We start from the raw sequence: 21,208 nt of genomic DNA on the forward strand, positions 1-21,208 counted from the left end.
CGCGGTGCGGGGGATCGGTGGGTTTTCGTCCTGCCCGGTCGCCGTGCAACGACAGCCATGTTTAGCCAGGGCCGGGGCGGGGTGCAAAGGTGTGACGTACTACCCGGAATCGGAGAGATGTTCCGGATTGTCCCGTTCTGGGTGTCTTTGCGCTGATGAAATGCGGTCTGTTCCTACGACGCTCCTTCGGACGTGATCTGGCTCCTATGGGTGGCATCACACCCAGAGGCCGTCCGGAGCGCTTTTCGGGCCCCTTCGGAGCCTGCTGTCAGGGGGGTCCCGGAAGCGGTCGCGGCCGCGCAGCGAGCCCGCCGGATCCGTCCCGGACCTAACCTGAGGACATGGACGGTGGAGAACGCGTCTGTCCCGTCTGCGGGCAGCCCGTGGAGGCTGTGGTCCGACGGCACAAGACCCTGGGCGCCTGGGTGCCGGTCTGGGTGCCGGGGCCGTGCCGGAACCCGGAGTGCCGCGCGTCCGGCACCGCCGCGGCCCGACAGCCGCAGGAACCGCCCGCGGAGGCGGACGGGCCCGCGGCACATCCCGGCCCGGTGGAAGAGGAAGCCGGTCCGGCGGAGGAAGAACCCTGAGGACCCTGCCCCGGGCCGGGCCCCGGCGTCGGCGTTCAGGACCGGCGGCGCATGCGCAGCGGCGAGTAGACGAGCAGAGCCGCGGCGAACGCCACCGGGTAGGCGAGGTCGGCGCCGTGCAGGGCCCGGGCGACCGGGCCCACGTACAGGCCGGTGCTCATGAACGGCACCGCCACGGCGAAGGCGACGACGAAGGCCGCCAGGGCCGGCCACCAGGGCTGAGGGCCCGCCGTCTCCGCCGCCAGGTCCACCGGCTTCCCGCCGCGGGCCCGGGCACGGACGACCCAGTCGACGACCACGATCGCCACGAAGGCGGGGATCCAGTACCCGACGAACAGCAGCACGTTCTGGAAGCGGGCGGTGGTGTCGGCCGCATGCATCCAGAGCACGAGCGGGAAACCGAGCACCGCGGCGAGGGCGGCGGCCACCGGGCGCGGCAGGCGCACTCCCATGGTCTGCAGAGCCAGCGACCCGCTGTAGTCGTTCATGGCGTTGCTGCACAGGGCCGCGAGCGCCACCGCGAGCAGTCCGAACGCGCCGAGCGCGCCCCCGCCGAGCAGCGTGTCGACGCCGCGAGCGGTCTGGTCGGTGAACTCGGCCGCTCCCCACAGGCCGAGCGCCTGCACGGCCACGAAGGACACGCTGACACCGAGCAGGGTGTACCAGAACATCCGCGGGGGGGACGCCGTACGCGGCAGGTAACGGCTGAAATCACTGGCGTACGGAGCCCAGGACAGAGCGAGACTCAGCGCGATGGTGCAGGTCAGGACGAACGCACCGGCCCGGTCGGCGCCGTGCGCGGTCGCGGACGTCACAGCATGGCTGCCGCCGGGCAGCTTCACCGCCATCACCGCGAAGGCCGCGGCGAGAGCGAAGGTCATCACCGTCTGGAGGCGGTGGATGGCCTCGTAACCGAGCACGCCCAGCGCGCCCTGGGCCGCCATCATCACCAGGACACCCGCCCAGAACGGCCAGCCGCACAACTGCGCCAGCGCATCCCCGCCGAACAGGCCGATCAGGGCGTCCCAGGCGATGGACGACAGCCACTGCAAGGCCCCCGGCAACGTGACGGCCCGGCCGAAGGCCAGCCGGGCCAGCGGCATCTGTCCCGCACCGGTCCGGCTTCCCCACGTGCCCAGGTAGGCGGTCGGTATCGCACCGAGCAGTGTGCCCAGCACGACGGCGACGAGCGCGGTGACGAAGTCCAGCCCGAGCGCGATGCCGACGGTGCCGGTGAACACGCCGGTCATGGTCAGGTTGGGCGCGAACCATACGGTGAACAGCCGTCCGGGGCCGCCGTAGCGAGCGTCCTCGGGCACCGGTGCGATGCCGCGCGCCTCCACCCGGAGATCCCCCGGAGCCGCCGGCATCCGCCCGTCGAACACGCGCTCTGTGCCGGTGACGGCCGCCTCACCGCGGGCATACGGCAATGACATGTGACATCCCTCCGCCAGTCCTAACTGGTTCAGGTTCGACGGGTGTGATCTCAGCCCCCCGAGGGGGCACCCCGTGTCCAGTACGGCCGTCAGGATAGCCCGGCGGGCGAAGGGGTTCGTCAGTGTGTGGGTTCGCCAGTGTGTGGATTCTCCGGCGTGTGTGCCCGTCAGCCGGTTCCCTCGTCGAGGACGCGGCGGGCCGCCTCGGCTTCCGCCGCCGGCGGGGAGAGCTCGTCGAGGGTGTCGAGTTCGGTGTCCGTCTCCAGTTCCCGTTCCCAGGCCGCCGCGAGTCGTTCCTGTTCCTCGCGCGGCTTGGCGCCGATGGCCTCCCGGTGGTCCGGGTCCAGGGCCGCCAGGAATCGTCCGACCGGGTCCGTCGGCATGCCGTGCCCTCCTTGTCGCCGGGAAGGGTGCGTTCCGGCCCAGCATGGCCAATCGGTCCCGCGGTGACCGTCCGACACGGCCCGGGATCCCCCGGACGGCCCCGCTGCTCGCTCCGCCCCGCGCGGACACGCGGCGGCACCACCCGCCGGGCGGGCGCTCGGCGCCGCCACGCCGGCAGGTGGTGCCGAAGGCCGTTCAGGCCGGCAGGTTCCACTTCTGTGTGCCCAGGCCGTTGCAGTCGTAGATCTGCAGGTGGGTGCCGTTGGCCGTGGCACCGGAGGGAATGTCCAGGCAGCGGCCGGACTGCGGGTTCAGCAGCGAACCGTCGGCCTGGTGGCGCCACTGCTGGCCGCCGGCGCCGTCGCAGTCCCACAGCTGCACCTTGGTGAGGTTCGCCGTGCCGTTGCCGTCGATGTCCAGGCACCGGCCGAACGCGCGCAGCGTGCCGTCAGGCGCGACCGACCAGCGCTGGCCGGTGGCGGTGTTGCAGTCCCAGAGCTGGGCGGCCTTGCCGTTGCCGCTGATGTTGGTGTCCACGTCCAGGCACTTGCCCGCCACCCACGGCGTGGTGACCTGTCCGACGGGTCCGCCCAGCGCGCCGGTGCCGAAGCGGACCTGGCACTGGTTGCCGGTGCCGAGCCAGGTGGCGCTCAGGTAGAGGAAGGAGGTGCCGTCGGCCCTCGGCACGATCGGCGAGCTGTAGCCGGGGCAGGACGGTTCGCCGGAGTTGTAGCCGCCGGTCGGGGAGGTACGGACCGGGGCCTCGATCTCGGTCCACTCGCCCGCGCCGAGACGGGCGTTGGAGAACACGACCGTGCCGGACTCCGTCATCACCGACTTGTCGCCGGTGGGCCCGGTGACGACCCGCTGCCCGGACAGCAGCAGTGTGCCGTCGGACCCGCCGCCCGGGACCCAGGCGAGGTACGGGGTGTGCAGCAGCTGCCGGCCGTCGCTCGTCTGCACCAGCGTGCCCCGGTTGTCGGCGGGTGCCCAGTTCAGGCCGTCCGGGCTGGTCTTGGTGTACACCTCGCAGGCGTGGTCGGGGTCGGTGGCGTCGCGGCACATCTCGTACGCCATCATGAACCGCCCGTCGGGCAGCGGCACGACGATCGACATGCCCGGGCGGGCCAGGTCGTCGGACGGGAAGGCGACGTCCTGGGTGAGGGCCGAACTCCAGCTGCGGCCGCCGTCGGCGGAGGTGTAGTGGCCGATGACCTGGTTGTTGGTCGGGCTGTTCGCGGGCCGCTCGTCGGAGATGAAGCAGGCCAGGGTGTTGTTCGGGGCGAGCAGGAACCACGGCTCCCAGATGCCGTGCCCGATGGTGTCCGGCAGGCCGCTGGTCTGGGTGCAGTTGGACAGGTACTGCCAGCTCAGGCCGTGATCGGTGCTCTTGAACACCTCGACCTTCTGCGTGGTGTAGTCGCCGGCCCGCCAGGCCGTGCCGGCGGCCAGCAGGTCACCGGCGTTCAGACCGTTCGCGGTGCGGGGTACCTCGTAGAGCACCGGTGCCTCGAGGTCCCAGCCGGTGGTGTGCGAGGCGATCGTGGAGACGGGTGAGGTGCTCCAGGTCTGTCCGCCGTCGGTGCTGCGGTAGACCGGCAGCGAGCTGGGGCCGCCCTGGTCGCGCCGGGCGAACGTGGCCAGCATCGTCCGGCCCGACGAGCCGTCGTGGTCGAGGCGTACGGCTCGCGGGTAGCTGTCGTCACCCTGCGGGTACGCCGACAGGTCGGGCGAGGCCAGCACCTTCCCGTCGGGTGCGGCCGAGGCGGGCGGGGCCCACAGGGACAGCAGGGCCGCGACGAGTGCGAGGACGCCGAGCAGGGCCGGGGATCCGCGCCCGGGCGAGTGCGTGCGCAGCACGTGAGGACTCCTTTGCGGGTCGGGTGGTGCGGGACAGGAACGGTCAGGCGCAACGGGGCAGGTGCGGTGTCACTCGGCCGGACGGGCCGGCGGGTCGTCGCCGATGTGCGGTGCGGTCCGCGTGTCCACGTCGAGTGCACTGCGGGCGACGACGGCACCGTCGGCCACCAGCGCCAGATGCAGTCGTCCGCTGGTCCAGCCCTCGGGCAGGGCGGCGGAGACGGCGACCGGGGAGCCGAGGACGTACGGCTTGGCCTCCGCCCGGCATCCCGGCACGGCGTGGCCCGGGCCGGCGGGCGCCGGCCCGTACACCGGTGTCCACGCGGTGTGCAGCAGACCCGTGACGGGCTCACTTCCGTGGTGGGACACGCGGACGCCGACCGTGAACTCCCGCACGGCGGTGAGCAGGTCCCGGCCCGGCGCGACCGGCGTGACGTCCAGTACGAGCGTAGTGGGCGCGTTGACGTGCGCCGGGTCGACGCCGGCGAGGTCCTTGGCGGCGCGGTGGAAGTCCAGCAGCCCGGCGCTCTCGTGCTCGATGTCGTACAGCTCGGTGTAGACGTATCCGGCGAGCCGGTCGTGGCGGCGCAGTTCCTGTGTCTGCCAGCGCAGATGCCAGGCGCGTTCCAGACCGGTGAAGCCGCCGCCGTACTCGCTGTTGAGGTTCGGCAGTCCGCGCAGCGGCTGCCCGGGCACGGCGAGCTTCTTGTGCACGACGTGGTCCGGGCCGAGCTTCACGGGGAAGTCGTCCCGTTCGCCGGAGAGCAGGCCGGCGATCGTGCGGGCCCAGGAGGCGGCGCTCTCGTCGTAGTAGTGCCAGTCCAGCAGATCCGTCTTGACGTGCGTCCAGCCGGAGTTGTCGACGACCGGTCTGGTGGGGTCGAGGGCCTTGAGCCGGTCGTAGGCGTCGGCGGCGGCGCGCTGCTTGGCCGGGTCGCCCGGGATGTCCCAGTCCAGGCCCCACTCCTCGTTGTACAGGCCCCAGATGACGATGGCGGGGGAGTTGCCGTCGCGTTCCACCATCGGCTCGATCTGCTCGGCGAAGGCGGCGGTCGAGGCGGGGGAGAAGCGGCCGGGCGAGGCGGGCTCGGCCCACAGCAGCATGCCGAGCGTGTCGGCGTGGTGGACGAAGCGCGGATCCTCCAGCTTCAGGTGTTTGCGTACGAGGTTGTAGCCGGCGGCCGCGGCGAGTTCCAGGTCGCGGCGCAGGGCGGCGTCGTCGGGCGGGGTGATGCCGGTCTCGGGCCAGTAGCCCTGGTCCAGCACGCCGCGCACGAACAGCCGCTCGCCGTTGAGGAGCAGCGTCTCGCCGTCCACGGTGACGGAGCGCAGTCCGGTGTAGCCGGTCGCGTGGTCCGTGCCGTCGGCGGACGTCAGCTCGGCCTCGACGTGGTACAGGTGCGGGTCCTGCGGCGACCACAACCGGGGGGCGGGGAGCAGCAGTTCGGCGCGGACGCGCCCCTCGGGGCCCACGTCCGTCGTGACGGCCGTGTCCTCGCCGCGGACCCGCAGCCGCAGCACCGCGCCATCCGTGTGGGGGCCGTGCACCGACGCCTCGACCGCGATGCCGGTCAGGTCGCCGGTGGGGCGCAGCCGCAGCGCGGCGAGGTGGGTGGCGGGGCGGTGCTCCAGCCAGACGCTCTGCCATATCCCGGAGGACGGGGTGAAGCAGACGCCGTCGTAGTCGTCGCGGGGCATGCTGCGCTGCTTGCCGTGCGCGATGTCGAGCTTGTCCGCCGGGGCGTGGACGCGTACGACGAGCAGTTGCTCGCCGTCGCCGAGCGCGTCGGTCACATCGGCCGAGAAGGGGGTGTAGCCGCCCTCGTGGTGGGCGACCTCGGTGCCGTTGACCCATACGGTGGCCTTGTGGTGGACGGCACCGAAGTGCAGGACGACTCGCCGGCCGGTCCAGTCGGCGGGCACGGTGAACGTACGGCGGTACCAGGCGGTCTGGAGCCAGTGCGCGGCGATGCCGGAGGCGGGTGTCTCCCAGGCGAAGGGCACCGTGATCCGCTGGTCGTAGCCGTCGGTGGCGTCGCTCGTGTGCTCCTGGTCGGGGTCGGCGCGGAAGTCCCAGGCGCCGTCGAGGCTGAGCCAGGCGTGCGAGCGGTCGAAGTGCGGGCGGGGGTAGGCGGGGCGGGGCATGGGTGGGGTGCTCCGATCGTCGATCTCTGGGCGGGTCTCGGACAGGTGACGGGGTGTCAGCCCTTGACGCTGCCCGCGAGGATCCCGTTGATGAAGTGGCGTTGCAGCAGGACGAACAGCACCAGCACGGGCAGCATCGCGATGCTCCCGGCGGCCAGCAGTTCACCCCAGACACTCGCGAAGTCGGCGCCGATGCGGTTGCCGGTGACGTTCTGCGCGAGGGTGGACAGGACGACCTGGAGGGTCTGGTGCCTCTCGTCGTTGACGGCGACGACGGGCCAGACGAAGTCGTTGTAGACGTTCATGGCGGTCAGCACGCCCAGCGCGGCAAGCCCCGGACGGATGACCGGCAGGACGATCCGGGCGAAGATCCCGAACTCGCTCGCCCCGTCCACGCGTCCGGCGTCGAGCAGTTCGTCGGGGACCGCCGCGATGGTCTGCCGCATCCAGAAGATGCTGAAGGCGTCGATGCTGCCGGGCAGGATCAGCGCCTGGTAGGTGTTCACCCAGCCCAGCTCGCTCATCTCCAGCAGCAGCGGGATGATCAGCACCAGGGTCGGCAGCATCAGCGTGAGCATCAGCACGCCGAAGAGCAGGTTCCGGCCCGGGAAGCGGTACTTGGCGAAGGCGTAGCCGGCCAGCGGGCAGAAGAACATCGTCATCGCGCCCTTGACGGCCACCACCAGCACCGTGTTGAGGAACCCGGTGCCGATCGGCACGTCGTGGAACATGGCCCGGTAGTTGCCCAGCGTCGCCGAGCCGGGAGAGAAGGACAGCGGGTCGCGGATGATCTCCGCCGGAGGCTTCAGCGAGCTGCTGATCGCCCACCAGATCGGATAGACGAACAGCACGGCCAGGCCTGCGAGCAGGAGGTACTGCATCAGGCCGGGGCGGGGGCCGGCGAGGCTCCTGCTGTTCTTGCCCATGAGGGGCACTCGTCCTTTCGCGGCGGTCGCACGTCTGCTCATGACGGTCACTCGATTGCTCATGGCGGTCACTCGTCCCGGGAGCGCAGCAGGCGCACGGACAGCAGCGACAGCGCGAACACCAGCAGCACCAGCAGGAAGGAGTTCGCGGCGCCGGTCCCGAGGTCGGACGCCGTGATGTGGTTGTAGAGGTAGAGGCCGCCGGTGGTGGTCGAGCCGTACGGGCCGCCCTTGGTGACCACGAACGGCTCGGCGAACATCTGGAACACCGCGAGTGTCTGCACCACGACCAGGAAGGCGATGCTGCGCCGTACCAGCGGCAGCGTCAGCGACCAGAACTGGCGCTGCCTGGACGCTCCGTCCAGCGCGGCGGCCTCGTACACGTCGGCCGGTACGGCCTGGAGCCCCGCGAGCAGGATGATGATCGCGAACCCGGTGGTCTTCCACAGGAACAGCAGCGCCAGCGTCGGCTTGGCCCACGCGGTCGACGCCAGCCAGTCGACGTGCGGCAGTCCCACCAGGCCCAGCAGATGGTTCACCAGGCCGTAGTCCTTGTCGAAGGCCACGATCCACACCTGGGCCATCGCCACCAGCGGGGTGACGAACGGCGCGATGAACGCGACCCGGAACATGCCCCGCAGCCGCAGCCGGGCGTTGGCCAGCAGCACCGCTGCCGCCAGGCCGCCCACGATCTGCACGGGCACGATCAGCAGCCACATCACTGCGCTGTTGCCGAGCGAGGACCAGAACTCCTCACTGGTCAGCAGGTAGGTGTAGTTGGCCGGCCCGATGAAGCGCGCCTCGCCGGCGCCCTTCCAGTCGGTGAAGCTCAGCTGAAGCGCGTAGACGAGCGGGTACAGGCCGAACGCGGCGAAGACGACGTAGAACGGCGCGACGAACAGGTACGGCGTGAGGAACGGCCCACGGCGGCGGAAGCGGGAGCGGGGCGGCGCCGGGGCCGTCCGCTCCGTTTGCACGGGGGTGAGGGTCGCCGGTGTCACGCGCGGTCCACCAGGTTGCGCTGGATCTTGCGGGTGGAGTCGTCGATGACGTCGTCGGGCCGCATCTTGCCCTCCAGCAGCCGCTGGAGGTTGTTGCCCAGGTAGTCGACCGACTTGGTCCACCAGGCCGGGATCGGCGCGGCGGCCGGGATGGTGGCGGCGGCGTCCACGGCGACCTTCCACAGGTCCTGCCCGCCGAGCGCCGCCACCGGCTGGAACAGCGGTTTGTCGGCGCGGCGCGCGGGCGTGTAGCTGGGCACGGAGGTGGTCAGGCCGCCCGGGTAGACGCTGCTCGGGCCGTACACGGCGGTGTAGCCGGGCTGCTTGAAGCACAGGAACTCGTACAGCAGCCAGGCCAGTTCGGGGTTCTTCGCCTTCGCCGGGATGATGAAGCTGCTGCCGCCCATCGCGCCGCTGCGCGCGCCGCCCGGGGTCCAGGCCGGCAGCGGGGCGGCCCGCCACTTGCCCTTCGTCTTCTTCAGCAGCTGCTGCGGGGCGAACGACCACCACACCGCCCACGGCACCAGCGCCTGCTGCCCGTTCTCCAGGGCGGCGAGGTCGGCCTGCTTGAGGTACTCGCTGTGCGTGACCAGGCCGTCGTCGACGGCGTCCCGGATCCAGGTGAGGATGGTGCGGTACTCCTTGGAGTCCAGCCGCACCTTTCCGTCCGCGTCCGCGAGAGAGGTGCCCTGCTGGTTGGCGAGCATCTCCAGCCACAGCTGACCGAGGAAGGGGTCCTTCTCCATGTGGACGGGCCGCGCCGAGGGGTTCTTCTCCTTCAGAGCCCGGGCCGCCGCCAGCAGGTCGTCGTACGTCTTCAGGCCGGCGGGGTCGACGCCGGCGTCCTCCAGCAGGTCCTCGCGGTACCACAGCAGACCCGGGTCGAGGTCCCAGGGAACGCCGTAGATGCGGCCGTCGACGGTGTTCACCGACAGCTTGTACGCGGACGTCCGGTCGCGGTACGGCGCGATCAGGTCCGTCAGGTCGTACAGGTGCTCCGCCTGACCACCGATCTTGGCGTCGTCCCAGAAGCTGCCGTCCGGCAGATCGGTGCCGGTGATCAGGGTGTTGGCGAGCTTGGCGTCGATGTCGACGGCCTGGTGGTTCACCTTCACGTTCGGATGGGCCTTGCGGAAGGCGTCGATGGCCTTGTCGAACACCTTGAACAGGTCGCCCGAGCGGTTCCAGATGGTGATCTCGCCCTTGGCCGAGGCACTGGGCGTGCCGGTCAGCTTGCGCGGTTCGGAGGAGGAGGATCCCGGAGCGCAGGCCGCCAGAGGGCCCGCGAGGGCCAGGGCTCCCGCGCCGAGGGCACCGCGCAGGACTCGGCGGCGTGGGACGGTCGGTTGGGGCATGAGTACGGCTCCTCTGGATGGAGGCGGGCGCCGGTATGGGCCGCACGCAACGGTGGAGAGCGCACGCGCACACGGACGCAGGCATGCCTCACCGCGCCGCGGAACGGCGGTCCCGCACGCCGGTTTGCAACGATGCAGAGATGATGCGGCGCCTTTTGCAACGATGCAATACCCGGGTAACATCGAGTTGTGCCGAGGGCGCCCGACCGGGGCGTTCGGACGGACTCCCAAGACGGCGACATCCCGAGGGGGAATGCAATGGCCGGTACGACGCTGCGCGACGTCGCCAAGCGCGCCGGAGTCTCGATCCGCACCGTGTCCAACGTGGTCAACGGCTCCGTGCCCGTCTCCGACGAACTGCGCACCCGGGTCGAGGCCGCGCTGGAGGAGCTCGACTACCGGCCCAATCTGGTCGCGCGCAACCTGCGCCGCGGCCGCACCGGCATGATCGCCCTCGTCGTGCCGGAGCTCGACGTCCCCTACTTCGCGGAACTGGCCCGCGAGGTCATCACCGCGGCCCGCGCCCACGGATACGTCGTCATGCTCGACCAGACCGACGGCGACGGTGAGCGCGAACGGGAGCTGCTGGGCCGCGAGTCACGGGCCACCATGTTCGACGGCCTGCTGCTGAGCCCGCTGACCATCTCCGCGCAGGAACTGCGCAGCCGCACCAACAAGGTCCCCGTCGTCCTCCTGGGCGAGCACATCTTCAACGGCGACTTCCACCACGTCGCGATCGACAACATCGCGGCGGCCCGCGAGGCCACCGAGCACCTGCTCGGCCTCGGCCGGCGCCGTGTCGCCGCCATCGGCGACCAGCCCTACAGCACCGGCGAGACCGCCCAACTGCGCACCATCGGCTACCGCCAGGCCCTGGAGCGGGCCGGTGTCCCCGTCGACGAGGACCTCGTCGTCCCCACCCCCCGCTTCCACCGTCACTTCGGCGCCCAGGCCGTGGAGCGGCTGCTCGCCCTGCCCCACCCGCCGGACGCCGTTTTCTGCTACAACGACCTGCTCGCCATCGGCGCGATGCACGCGCTGACCCGGGCGGGGGTGCGCATCCCCGACGACATCGCCGTCATCGGCGTGGACGGCATCCAGGAGGGCCGCTACAGCTCGCCGGCCCTCACCACGATCGCCCCCGACAAGGCGCGGATCGCACACACCGCCGTCAGTACGCTGATCGCCGTCATCGAGGGCACGGCACCCCCGCCCGCGGAGTCGAAGGCGCCGTACCGCCTGGTGGTCAGGGAGAGCACGGCGGGACGCGCGGCGACGGCCTGACGCATGTCATCCCCGGCGTGGTCCCGGGGGCACGTCAAGTCCGGTCGGCCTCCGCACGCACGGGCCTGGTGAGCTCGTCGACCAGCCGGTGCGCGACCTGCGAGCGGCTCGGGTCGCCGCAGTGCCGTCGTTCACAGCCGCGGTCTGTTCGCGAGTGCGGGGGCGACGGGCTCATGACATACCTCACCGCAGATTTGGTTCATCGTTCAACTATGTCGGGCGTAGGTTCACCAGTGCCCAACTCGAAGGGCACAGTCCCCGCTCCGGCTGAACCGTGCGCGGAGCGGGGCCGAGCAAGGAGGAAGATCATGAGTCGCGCCTTCGTGCGCAGGGCCGCCACAGCGGTCGCATCGCTCGGCATCGCGGCGGTCTCGCTTCTCGTGGCCGGCGGTTCCGCCTCGGCCGCGACCGAGCCGGCGAGTCACCACACAGCCGTCGTCACCCATGAAGGCGGCAGCCACGGCCGGCGCGCCGACCGCCACGCCGGAGACGACCGTCGTCATGGCAACGGCCTCCGGGAGGACGGTCGTCGGTGGGGCCAGTACCGCGAGCACGGCCACCGTGGGAGCGGTCACCGCGGGTACGACCGTCGCTGGGACGGGTACCGCTGGTGGGAGCGCGGCGGGCACGACTGGTACAGCTACGACCACGACCACCGCTACCGGTATGACGGTCACCGCCTCTACCGGTGGCACGACAACGCATGGGTGATCTTGAACGTCGGCGGCCACTTCGACGTCCGCGTTCTCGGCTGACGGGCCCCTCATCACCGACTCCCGCGTCCGGGTGGGGCATCCGGGCGCGGGACGCCGCCGGTTCCCGCGCGGGAACCGGCGGCCGGTCGGGCACGCATGAGCGGTGCCGTGTCCGAGTCGGGGTGGCATCCGGGGGCGCACGCCACGGAGAACGGGCGACCGACCGCGGATCGCCCGACGGCTCGTCAACTCGGTGGAACCCGCTCGGCGGACCGTCGTCGGCCACTTCCACACGTCCGTGGGTCCGTCGGGGGGCATCCGCCATGTGACGCCGGGTCAGCCGCCGGGCCCGGGCAGGCGCCGCGAGTGAGTGCGGCGATGGGCAGGTGAGGGCCCGACCGGTCCGACCGCGGGCCGACGCCCTGGCCCGGCGCAGGGACGCGGTGTCGTTCCGCACCGCCAGAGCCTGTGCGTGTTCAACAGTGCTTGCGCATACGTCATTCCCTGGTTCCCCGGTTTCCCGGTTTCCCGGTTTCCCGGTTTCCCGGTTTCCCGGTTTCCCGGTGTCTACGGGGCCGTGCTCGCGCACGGCGTGGGTGCGTCGGTGGGCCGGGGTGTGGTTGCGGCGGTGGTGAACTGGTCGGCGCGGTCGAGGTCGGTCAGGAGGCGTTCGATGTCGGTCATGAGTGATCCGTAGACGTGCCAGGCGCCGGGTTCGGGGAGGGTGCCGTGGGTGATGAGGTCGGTCATGGTGGTGTGCCAGGCGGTGGCCTCGTGGATGCCCTGGCGCAGCCGGTCGCGAGCGGAGGTGGTGTGAGGGCCGGCGGCGGGGCCGTGGGCGCCGAAGGAGGTGACCGCTTCTCCGGCTGCCTCCAGGGTGACGGCGTAGCGGTCGAGGAAGAGGCGGCCCAGGTGGTGGTCGGTGTGGCGGTCGTCGACGTTGTCCGCCAGGGTCCGGGCGATGCCGCGGACCTGGAAGGAGACGTGGTGCAGGGCGCGCAGTGCCTCGGCGTGGGCGGGGGGCCGGTGTGCGCCGTGCAGGGCGCCGTGGACGGCGCAGCGGGTGTTCCAGCGCAGGCTTTCCTGTGCTCGGCCGACGTCCTCGTGGGCCTGTGCGACGAGTTCTTCCAGGTGTCTGCCTGCTTCCAGCCAGGTGTGGGCGTGGTCGTCGTGGCGGCGTTCGTGCAGGCCGCGCGCCATGTCGTGCAGGAGGGAGCCCATGGCCGCGGCGAGGTCGCGCACCGAGGCGTCGGAGGCGTCCAGGTGCAGCGGCGGCAGGATGAGGGCGTTGACCGCGGTGCCCGCCGCCGCGCCGGCCAGGGTGGCCAGGACGGGGGCGACGACATGGCCGAGAGGGGCCGCCGTGGCCACGGTCAGGGTGAGCACGGCGGTGGAGACGACCTGCAGCCGGTTGTCGGAGCCGCGGCCGCCCGCGACCAGCGCGACGGCCAGGATCGCCGCGACGCTCCCGGCCGTCGAGCCCAGCATCCAGACCACCGCCGTGGCCAGCGACAGCCCCGCCGCCCGGGTGGCCACGCTGCGCGCGGCCTGGGTGAGCGAGCGATGGATGGTGGGGGCGTTGACCATGAGCAGGGCCGTGGCGACGGCGAGGTACTGCTGACCGGGCAGCCACCAGGACGCCACCTCCCAGGACAGCAGCGCCGCGACCAGGCCTTTGGCGCCGCGGGTGAGCGCGGAGACCGCCCGTGTGCGGTGATGCGGTGACCGGGCCGCGTGCAGCGGCCGCAGGACCGTGGCTGCCGCGGGCCGTCGCTTCAGGCATGTGGTTGAATCTTGCACGAATGTGATGGTTGCACGATTGGCCCCGTATGGGCAGTGGTGTGAGGCACAGCGGGGTGCGGCGATGCGGTGGGGGTGCACCGGGTTCGGCCGCTTCGAGGGCCTGGCGGGCCGTCGGGTGAAATACCTCACCAGCGAAGAAGTTTAATCTTGTATGAAATTGGCGTAGCTTCGGCGCTGCTTCACCGCGGCCGGCCTTGGTGCACGGTCCGCCGTCGGAGCGGCGGTTTCCCTCCGCCAGGCGCCTGAAGCGGTGTCGGCGGCAGACGCCTCCCGCGAGCGGGTCGCGCGTGCGCCCTCACGGATGATCGCGGACCTGTTCGGGGCGGCAGCCCCGCAGGGAGCCGCCCTGGGCCCCGGCATCGTCCGCGCGGGGAACTACGCACAGAGAGATCACCCATGGAGAGCTTCGTCGAGCAGGAATGCGAGATGCGTCTGGTGGCCGCACCGGGCGGCAGCGTCGCGGTACCGACCCGTCTGTCCTACAGCCCGTACGACCCCTATGCCGTGGAGGTCACCTTCCGGTTCGGCCAGGCGTACCCGGTCACCTGGGTCTTCGCCCGCGAACTGCTGGCAGAGGGCCTGCACGGGCCCTGCGGGCAGGGGGACGTACGGATCTGGCCCGTCCTGGGTGACGCGCGGTGCGACGTGCTGTGTCTGGTCCTGTCCGGACCCGACGGGAGCGCCGTGCTCGAGATCTCGTCCGCCGTGGTGGAGCGGTGGCTGAAGCGGACCTACCAGGTGGTGCCGGCGGGCCGGGAGGCGGAGCTGCTCGATCTTGACGTCGAGTTGTGCGGGCTGCTGGGCGAGGCGGCCTGAGGCCGGCGGAAGGGTGATGGAGGCGGGGCGATGGACCTCGTCCACGGCGCCCGCCAGGTCATCGTGCTCATGGAGCGCACCGCCAAGGACGGCTCCCCGAAGACCGTCCCGGAGTGCGGTCTGCCGCTGACCGGCCGGGGGTGTGTCCATCGCGTCATCACCGGCCTCGGCGCCCTGGACGTCACCGTCGACGGGCTCGCCCTCGTCGAGACGGCCCCCGGCGTCACCGCCGACCAGGTCGCCCAGCGGACGGCCGCGTCCCCGGGCGCCCACGCCTGGCGCGCCACCCGGGCGGCTCACCGGTCCGTGAGACCCGGACAGCCACGGACCGGTGAGCCTGAACCCCCTCCCGGCGGCGGGGGAGTACAATTTTCATTACACGATGAATTATCTGCCGTGCATCGCGTGCGGGACATCGCCTGCGGTGAAGTGCGTGCGGTGAAGTGCTGCTCTCCTGAGAGGCAGGGCTGTGATGGAACGGACCACGTGCTGTGTGGTCGGCGGCGGCCCCGCGGGCATGGTGTTCGCGCTGCTGCTGGCCCGGGCCGGCGTCGCCGTGACGGTGCTGGAGAAGCACGGCGACTTCCTGCGTGACTTCCGCGGCGACACCGTGCACCCGTCGACGCTGGCCCTGCTGGACGACCTGGGGCTGGCGCGGCGCTTCGCCGAGCTGCCCCAGCGGCGGGTGCGCACGGTCCAGCTGCCCGTCGGGGCGGACCGGTCGATGGTGACCGTCGCGGACCTGTCCGTACTGCGCGGGCGCTACGACTACGTGGCGATGGTGCCCCAGTGGGACCTGCTGGACCTGCTGGCCGAGGAGGCCGGCCGCGAGCCCTCCTTCGACCTGCGGATGAGCACCGAGGCGACCTCCTTCCTGGTCGAGCACGGGCGGGTCACCGGGGTGCGCTACCGCACCGCCGACGGCGGCACGGGCGAGCTGCGTGCCCATCTCACGGTCGCCTGCGACGGCCGTGGATCACTGGCCCGCTCCCGCCCGGAACTGGGACTGCGCCGCTTCGACTGCCCGATGGACGCCTGGTGGTTCCGCCTCCCGCGGCACGAGCACGATCCGAGCGGGCTCGTCGGCGCCACGGGTGACCGCTTCCTGACCGCGATGATCGACCGCGGCGACTACTGGCAGTGCGCCGCGCTCATCCCCAAGGGCAGCGACGCCGAACGCCGCGCAGCCGGCCTGGAGACCTTCCGGGCCGGCTACGGCGCCGCCGTCCCCTGGATCGCGGACCGCACCCATGCGCTGCGCTCCTGGGACGAGGTCAAGCTCCTCGACGTACGGCTGGACCGTCTGCGCCGCTGGCACCGGCCCGGCCTGCTCTGCATCGGAGACGCCGCGCACGCGATGTCCCCGGTGTTCGGCATCGGCATCAACCTCGCCGTGGAGGACGCCGTCGCCGCCGCCCGGCACCTGATCCAGCCGCTGCGCGAGGGGGCCGTGGGCCTGAGCGACGTGCGCGGCGTCCAGCGCCGGCGCCGGCCCACCACGGTCGCGACGCAGGCGCTCCAGCGGATCGCCCACGCCGGATTCATCGCCCCCGTCCTGCAAGGGCGGCAGCCCCTCGGCAGCGCGGACCGGGCCCGGCGCGTCGCGGGCCTGCTCGCCGGGTCTCCGCTGCTACGCCGTCTCCCCGCGTACTTCGTCGGGTACGGCGCCGTGCGGGAGCGCCCGCCGGACGCCGCCCTCCGATAGCCAGGGGGTGTCTCGCCGATCATGCCGGACTGGCGACGCCTGGCACCGCACCTCGCCGCGTTGTCGTCGGTCGCCGATGCTCCGCATCGACTCCCTTCTCCGCCTTGCGATGTTCCCCCACTGCCTGAACGGCGTGGGAGGTACCCCCATCACCAGCCACCGCTCCCTGATCCACCCTGATCGGCGAGACACCCCCTCGGGCCCGTGCCGGATCGCCGGGTCAGGCGGAGGCGCGCTCGGGCCGCCGCCTCGATCAGCCGGGCGCGCTGACGCGCCGTCAGCTCTCCCGTCGCGGTTCTCGCGTCGGCGACCTCGTCGCTGCCTGGGCGCCGGCCGGGAACATGGCCTGGAACGCCGGGATCGCGGTGGCGAGTGCGGTCAGCCGCAGCAGGTCGCGGCGCGGTAGTTCGGACATGGCGGTCTCCTCTGGGGCGGCGGAAGCCACGGCGGTCCGGCAGGCACACAGCGGGCAGACGTGAGCGGCACGCGGGTGCCCGGCCGGGACAGGGCATGACGTTCCGACAAGTACGTGCGGTGCGGGTGCGGAACGGAAGCCGGCGCAGTCGCGACGGCGCACACTGCGCGCCGGTTCGGGGCCCCGCGCGGAGCTGACTCCCTCTGGCGCTGTTCGATCGAATTCCGTTTGAAGTACTGACTGAGGTTGTGTGGGCCGTTTCACGGGTGTCGATGGGTCCGGCTCGCCGCGCCGGAGCGGGTGCGTGGTGTGTGCACGGGTGGTGAAGAGGCCCTGAGGGCTGGTGAGATGGGGCTGCCTCGGAGGTCGTTGGAGCTCGGCGCCAACGGGCCGTCCGGTGCGGTCCGCTCGCCGTCCGGAACGGGAAAACCGGTTTCTCGGGACGATGTGAGCCTGGTGAAATGATCTTCACGTCCGGTCACTACGATCGGACCGCAAGACAACCGTTCGGCCGGCCCCATCCGTGCGTGCCGGCCGGGGTCGCCGATGCCAGGGTCCGCTCCCCGGGCTGCGGTGATCTTCCTTCCCCGGAGGACCTTCCGCATGTTCCGAAGTATCGGGAACGCTGTCGTTCGACATCCAGTCTGGACGATCGTGGCATGGCTGATCGCGGCGGTGGCGATCGTCGCCACCGCTCCGAGCCTGCCGTCGAACAGCGACGAGAGCAGTTTCCTGCCCAAGAGTTACGAGTCCATCAAGGCCGCGGACCTGCAGCAGAAGGCGTTCCCCAGCGCCTTCACGCCGTCCGCGATCGCGCTGTACCAGCGCACCGACGGCGCCAAGATGACCGCCGCGGACAAGCAGGACATCGCCCGGATCACCACAGAACTGGGCAAGAAGCACATCGACCAGGTGCAGAAGGTCGTCCCCGGCCCGCCGTCCAAGGACGGCAGGTACGGCCTGACGCTGGTGCAGATGGACAGCAAGAACGCCGGCCAGCCCAAACAGGCCGACGCGGCCAAGGTGTTGCGCGACGACATCAAGCAACTGGCCAAGGGCACACATCTCGAGGTCAAGCTCGGCGGCTCCGCCGCGCAGGCCCTCGACCAGCAGGACTCGTCCAAGCGCGGGCAGGCGCTGATCGGCATCGGCACCTTCGCGATCATCCTGGTGACCCTGCTGATCATCTTCCGCGCGCCGATCCTGGCGGTACTGCCGCTGATCCTGATCGGCCTGGTGTCCGCCATCGCCAACGGCCTGATCTCCTACGCCACCAAGCTGTTCGACCTGCAGGCCAACAGTTCGATCTCGTCGATCCTGATCGTCGTGCTGTTCGGCGTGGGCACGGACTACTTCCTCTTCCTGATGTTCCGCTACCGCGAACGGCTGCGCGCCGGCGACGAGCCGAAGCAGGCCATGATCAACGCGGTCGACCGGGTCGGCGAGGCCATCGCCTCCGCCGCCGGAGCGGTCATCATCGCCTTCCTCGCGCTGGTGCTGTCCACGCTCGGCTTCCTCAAGCAGATGGGCCCGGCGCTCGCCATCGCGGTCGGCGCCACCCTGATCGCGGGCCTGACCCTGATCCCGGCCGTGGTCTCGCTCATCGGACCGAAGGTCTTCTGGCCCTCCAAGTCCTGGCAGCGCGAGCCGGACAACGCCCGCTTCGCCGCCCTCGGGCGCGGTGTGCGGCGCCGCCCGGCCCTGACCGCCGTGGCCTCCGGCCTCGTCCTGGTCGTGCTCTCGCTCGGCACGCTCGGCTACAAGGCCACGTTCGACCTGGCCTCCGGCTCGATGCCGAAGACCAAGGAGTCCATGGTCGTCCAGGACGAGATGCAGAAGGCCTACTCGGCGGGTGCCGCCGCACCCACCGACGTCTACCTGTCCAGCACCGACGGCAAGCCGCTGGACAAGGCCGCCTTCGACGCGTACGCGAAGAAGCTCGGCGCCGTGGACGGGGTCGCGGAAGCCCGCATGACCCAGGTCGCCAAGGACGGCACCACCGCGGACTTCACCGTCACCCTCAAGTACGAGGCGTCCACGGACAAGGCGATCGAAGCCGTGGGCAAGGTGCGCGACGTCGCGCACTCCAGCGCACCCGACGGCACCGAGGCCCTCGTCGGCGGCATGTCGTCGATCTACAAGGACATCAACGCCGCGGTCAACCACGACTACCGGACGGTCTTCCCCGTCGCCGCCGTCCTGATCATGGTCATCCTCGGGCTGCTGCTGCGCAGCGTGGTCGCCCCCTGGTACCTCATGGCCTCGGTGGGTCTCGGCTTCGGCGCCACGCTCGGCGCCACCGTGTGGATCTTCCAGGACGGACAGGGACACTCGGGCCTGATGTTCATGCTCCCGGTGATCATGTATCTGTTCGTCGTGGCCATCGGCACCGACTACAACATCCTCATGATCGCCCGGCTCCGCGAGGAGGCCCGCGAGGGCCGCGAGCCGCGTGAGGCGGCCGGCTTGGCACTCCGGCACGCCGGCCCGACCGTGGCCGCGGCCGGATTCATCCTGGCGGCCACCTTCGCCACGATGATGCTGGCGGGCAACTCGCTGCTCACGGAGATGGGTTTCGCGGTGTCCTTCGGCATCGTGGTCGCCGCCTTCGTGATGGCGATGTTCTTCACCCCGAGCCTCACCGCGCTGGTCGGCCACGCGGCGTGGTGGCCCGGACACGGTGACCGCACGCGCGAACCGGCACTCGGCGGGGGCGACGGATCCCTCGGTTCCGGACCGGCCCCCGGCCAGGACCGGGACGCGGTCGCGTCCGAGCCGTCGGGGCACCGCGAGTAGGGCCTGCCCGGCGGATCGGGGCGGCACGGCCGGGGCGGGCGAAGGCGCTGTCCAGCAGCGTCTTCGCCCGTTCCATGTCCCACACTGGTCAGCGGAACCGGTTCGGGACCGGTCGCCCGGGACACGTCGCCCGGGCTCGGTCGCCCGGGCTCGGTCGACGGGGCTCGGTCGACGGGACAGGGGTGAGGCCAGTGGCACCGAAGACACACAGCGTGGGCGTTCTCGTCTTCGACGACATGAAGATGCTGGACCTCTCCGGCCCGGCGGAGGTCTTCAGCGAGGCGAACCGGTACGGAGCCGACTACCGGCTGACCGTCGTCTCGGTGACCGGCAAACCGGTGCGCACCTCGATCGGCCTCCAGGTTCCGGTGGACACGGACGCGGACTCCGCCCCCGCCTTCGACACCGTGCTGATCCCGGGCGGTGACCTGCTGCCGGGCCGGCCCGTCGACCCGGAGCTCGTCGCCGTCGCGAAGAGCCTCTCGGAGAAGGCCGGACGGGTCGCGTCGATCTGCACGGGCGCGTTCGTCCTGGCCGCGGCGGGCCTGCTGGAGGGCAGGCGGGCGACGACGCACTGGCGGCACACGACGTCGCTGGCCCGCGGCTATCCGTCCCTGCGCGTGGCGCCCGACGCCATCTACGTCAAGGACGGCACCACCTACACCTCGGCCGGCGTCACCGCCGGCATCGACCTCGCGCTGGCGCTGCTGGAGGAGGACCACGGCCCCGACCTGACCCGTAAGGTCGCCCGCTCGCTGGTGGTGTACATGCAGCGGGCCGGCGGGCAGTCGCAGTTCTCCGCCTCGCTCCAGGGACCGGCTCCCCGCACCCCCGTGCTGCGGCTGGTCCAGGACATCGTGCAGGCCGATCCGGCCGCCGACCACACCCTGGACTCGCTGGCCGAGCGGGTCCGGGTCAGCCCCCGCCATCTGACCCGCATGTTCCGCGCCGAACTGGACACCACGCCGATGAAGTACGTGGAACTGATCCGCTTCGACCGGGCCAAGGCCCTCCTCGACGCCGGACACAGCGCCACCGAGGCCGCCGCCCAGTCCGGCTTCCCGAGCTACGAGAGCCTTCGGCGCGCCTTCGCCCGCCACCTGGGCGTGTCACCGACCCGCTACCAGCACCGCTTCACCACCACGCGCCCCGGTTCCGGCACGGCGGCACCCACCGGAGGCACCCGCGGCACCGGGCAGCGGTGAGAGCGCGTGGCCGTTTTCGAGGACTTGTCGGCCATCCGGTAGCGGACGCGGCGGCCGGACCCGGCGGAAGGTGGGAACACATCGACATCCACCGTCCGAGGAGGCCGCCATGGCAGAGAAGATCGCCGGCGTCGAGATCCCCGACAGCAAGCTCGTCCAGGACGCCACCGACCTGATCCGCGACACCACTCCGCCGCTGATCTACCACCACTCCCGGCGGGTCTACCTCTTCGGCAGCCTCCAGGCCCGGGCGCGGGGTGTCCACCCCGACCCCGAACTTCTGTACGTGGCGGCGCTCTTCCACGACACGGGCCTGGTGCCGCCCTACCGCAGCGACGACCAGCGGTTCGAGATGGACGGCGCGGACCAGGCGCGGGCCTTCCTGCTGAGCCATGGCGTCCTCGACGCCGGCGCCGACACGGTGTGGACGGCCATCGCCCTGCACACCACGCCCGAGGTGCCGTACAAGATGGCCCCGGAGATCGCGGCCACCACCGCGGGTGTGGAGACCGACGTGCTCGGTCTGCACCTGGCGAACATCGGCCGGGCCGAGATCGACGAGGTCACCGCCGCCCATCCCCGGCCGGATTTCAAGCGGCAGATCCTCAAGGCGTTCACGGACGGCTTCGCCCACCGCCCCGGCACCACCTTCGGCACGGTGAACGCGGACGTGCTGGAGCACTTCGTCCCCGGCTTCCGGCGCGTCGACTTCGTCGACGTGATCCAGAACTCCGCCTGGCCGGAGTAGACGCGATGCGCCGGGACCCAAGGCGTCCCGGCGCGACCCAGGAAAGG

Annotated in this window: 16 protein-coding genes, 1 pseudogene and 1 riboswitch; of the genes and pseudogenes, 8 read left to right on the forward strand and 9 right to left on the reverse strand. The window is 71.4% G+C overall.

Annotation, left to right across the window (positions count from 1 at the left end):
- Positions 1-622 precede the first annotated feature (622 nt).
- The 7 genes from R2S09_RS37200 to R2S09_RS37230 form a co-directional block, all read right to left on the reverse strand.
- A complete protein-coding gene (locus tag R2S09_RS37200; protein ID WP_316745592.1) occupies positions 623-2,023 on the reverse strand; it encodes a cytosine permease in 1,401 nt (466 codons plus the stop codon).
- Positions 2,013-2,107, reverse strand: a riboswitch (TPP riboswitch). Its footprint overlaps the gene before it by 11 nt.
- Before the next feature lie 83 nt (positions 2,108-2,190).
- Positions 2,191-2,406 carry a hypothetical protein gene (locus R2S09_RS37205; RefSeq protein ID WP_189907486.1) on the reverse strand — a complete coding sequence of 72 codons (216 nt, stop codon included), beginning with the start codon at positions 2,404-2,406 and terminating at the stop codon, positions 2,191-2,193.
- 196 nt (positions 2,407-2,602) lie between these two features.
- Complete coding sequence (locus R2S09_RS37210; protein WP_399145538.1) at positions 2,603-4,264, reverse strand: ricin-type beta-trefoil lectin domain protein; 1,662 nt, start codon at positions 4,262-4,264, stop codon at positions 2,603-2,605.
- Positions 4,265-4,336: 72 nt separating this feature from the next.
- Complete coding sequence (locus R2S09_RS37215) at positions 4,337-6,412, reverse strand: sugar-binding domain-containing protein (protein WP_316745594.1); 2,076 nt, start codon at positions 6,410-6,412, stop codon at positions 4,337-4,339.
- Between the two features lie 56 nt (positions 6,413-6,468).
- On the reverse strand, positions 6,469-7,338 hold the full coding sequence (locus tag R2S09_RS37220; RefSeq protein ID WP_316745595.1) for a carbohydrate ABC transporter permease: 870 nt from the start codon (positions 7,336-7,338) through the stop codon (positions 6,469-6,471).
- A gap of 68 nt (positions 7,339-7,406) precedes the next feature.
- A complete protein-coding gene (locus R2S09_RS37225; RefSeq protein WP_306185300.1) occupies positions 7,407-8,315 on the reverse strand; it encodes a carbohydrate ABC transporter permease in 909 nt (302 codons plus the stop codon).
- Between the two features lie 20 nt (positions 8,316-8,335).
- The gene (locus R2S09_RS37230; RefSeq protein WP_306185299.1) at positions 8,336-9,694 is read right to left on the reverse strand and encodes an ABC transporter substrate-binding protein; all 1,359 of its coding nucleotides are present in this window, start codon (positions 9,692-9,694) and stop codon (positions 8,336-8,338) included.
- 258 nt (positions 9,695-9,952) lie between these two features.
- Here R2S09_RS37230 and R2S09_RS37235 point away from each other — a divergent pair, with 258 nt between their 5' ends.
- Together R2S09_RS37235 and R2S09_RS37240 are read left to right on the forward strand one after the other, a co-directional pair.
- The gene (locus R2S09_RS37235) at positions 9,953-10,978 is read left to right on the forward strand and encodes a LacI family DNA-binding transcriptional regulator (RefSeq protein ID WP_316745596.1); all 1,026 of its coding nucleotides are present in this window, start codon (positions 9,953-9,955) and stop codon (positions 10,976-10,978) included.
- Positions 10,979-11,286: 308 nt separating this feature from the next.
- Positions 11,287-11,733 (forward strand): hypothetical protein, encoded by a 447-nt coding sequence (locus R2S09_RS37240; RefSeq protein ID WP_306185296.1) that lies wholly within the window; start codon positions 11,287-11,289, stop codon positions 11,731-11,733.
- A 507-nt stretch (positions 11,734-12,240) separates the two neighbouring features.
- Here R2S09_RS37240 and R2S09_RS37245 read toward each other — a convergent pair.
- On the reverse strand, positions 12,241-13,473 hold the full coding sequence (locus R2S09_RS37245) for a hypothetical protein (protein WP_306185294.1): 1,233 nt from the start codon (positions 13,471-13,473) through the stop codon (positions 12,241-12,243).
- A gap of 399 nt (positions 13,474-13,872) precedes the next feature.
- Here R2S09_RS37245 and R2S09_RS37250 point away from each other — a divergent pair, with 399 nt between their 5' ends.
- From R2S09_RS37250 to R2S09_RS37260, 3 genes and pseudogenes are all read left to right on the forward strand, one after another.
- Complete coding sequence (locus R2S09_RS37250) at positions 13,873-14,292, forward strand: SsgA family sporulation/cell division regulator (RefSeq protein WP_306185293.1); 420 nt, start codon at positions 13,873-13,875, stop codon at positions 14,290-14,292.
- Between the two features lie 21 nt (positions 14,293-14,313).
- A pseudogene (locus tag R2S09_RS37255) lies at positions 14,314-14,550 on the forward strand (CoA-transferase); the annotation flags it as partial.
- 214 nt (positions 14,551-14,764) lie between these two features.
- The gene (locus R2S09_RS37260; RefSeq protein ID WP_306185291.1) at positions 14,765-15,997 is read left to right on the forward strand and encodes an FAD-dependent oxidoreductase; all 1,233 of its coding nucleotides are present in this window, start codon (positions 14,765-14,767) and stop codon (positions 15,995-15,997) included.
- 277 nt (positions 15,998-16,274) lie between these two features.
- Here R2S09_RS37260 and R2S09_RS37265 read toward each other — a convergent pair whose 3' ends face one another.
- Positions 16,275-16,412, reverse strand: coding sequence for a hypothetical protein (locus tag R2S09_RS37265; protein WP_316745597.1), 138 nt, complete (start codon positions 16,410-16,412; stop codon positions 16,275-16,277).
- Between the two features lie 603 nt (positions 16,413-17,015).
- On the opposite strand from R2S09_RS37265, the gene R2S09_RS37270 reads away from it, so the two are divergent.
- From R2S09_RS37270 to R2S09_RS37280, 3 genes are all read left to right on the forward strand, one after another.
- Positions 17,016-19,208: an MMPL family transporter gene (locus tag R2S09_RS37270; protein ID WP_316745598.1), complete on the forward strand. Its 2,193-nt coding sequence runs from the start codon at positions 17,016-17,018 to the stop codon at positions 19,206-19,208.
- A gap of 191 nt (positions 19,209-19,399) precedes the next feature.
- Positions 19,400-20,413 carry a GlxA family transcriptional regulator gene (locus R2S09_RS37275; protein WP_316745599.1) on the forward strand — a complete coding sequence of 338 codons (1,014 nt, stop codon included), beginning with the start codon at positions 19,400-19,402 and terminating at the stop codon, positions 20,411-20,413.
- A gap of 109 nt (positions 20,414-20,522) precedes the next feature.
- Positions 20,523-21,161 (forward strand): HD domain-containing protein, encoded by a 639-nt coding sequence (locus R2S09_RS37280; RefSeq protein WP_306185285.1) that lies wholly within the window; start codon positions 20,523-20,525, stop codon positions 21,159-21,161.
- Positions 21,162-21,208: the final 47 nt, after the last annotated feature.

The organism is Streptomyces sp. MK7 (assembly GCF_032658145.1).
Lineage (GTDB): Bacteria > Actinomycetota > Actinomycetes > Streptomycetales > Streptomycetaceae > Streptomyces > Streptomyces spiralis.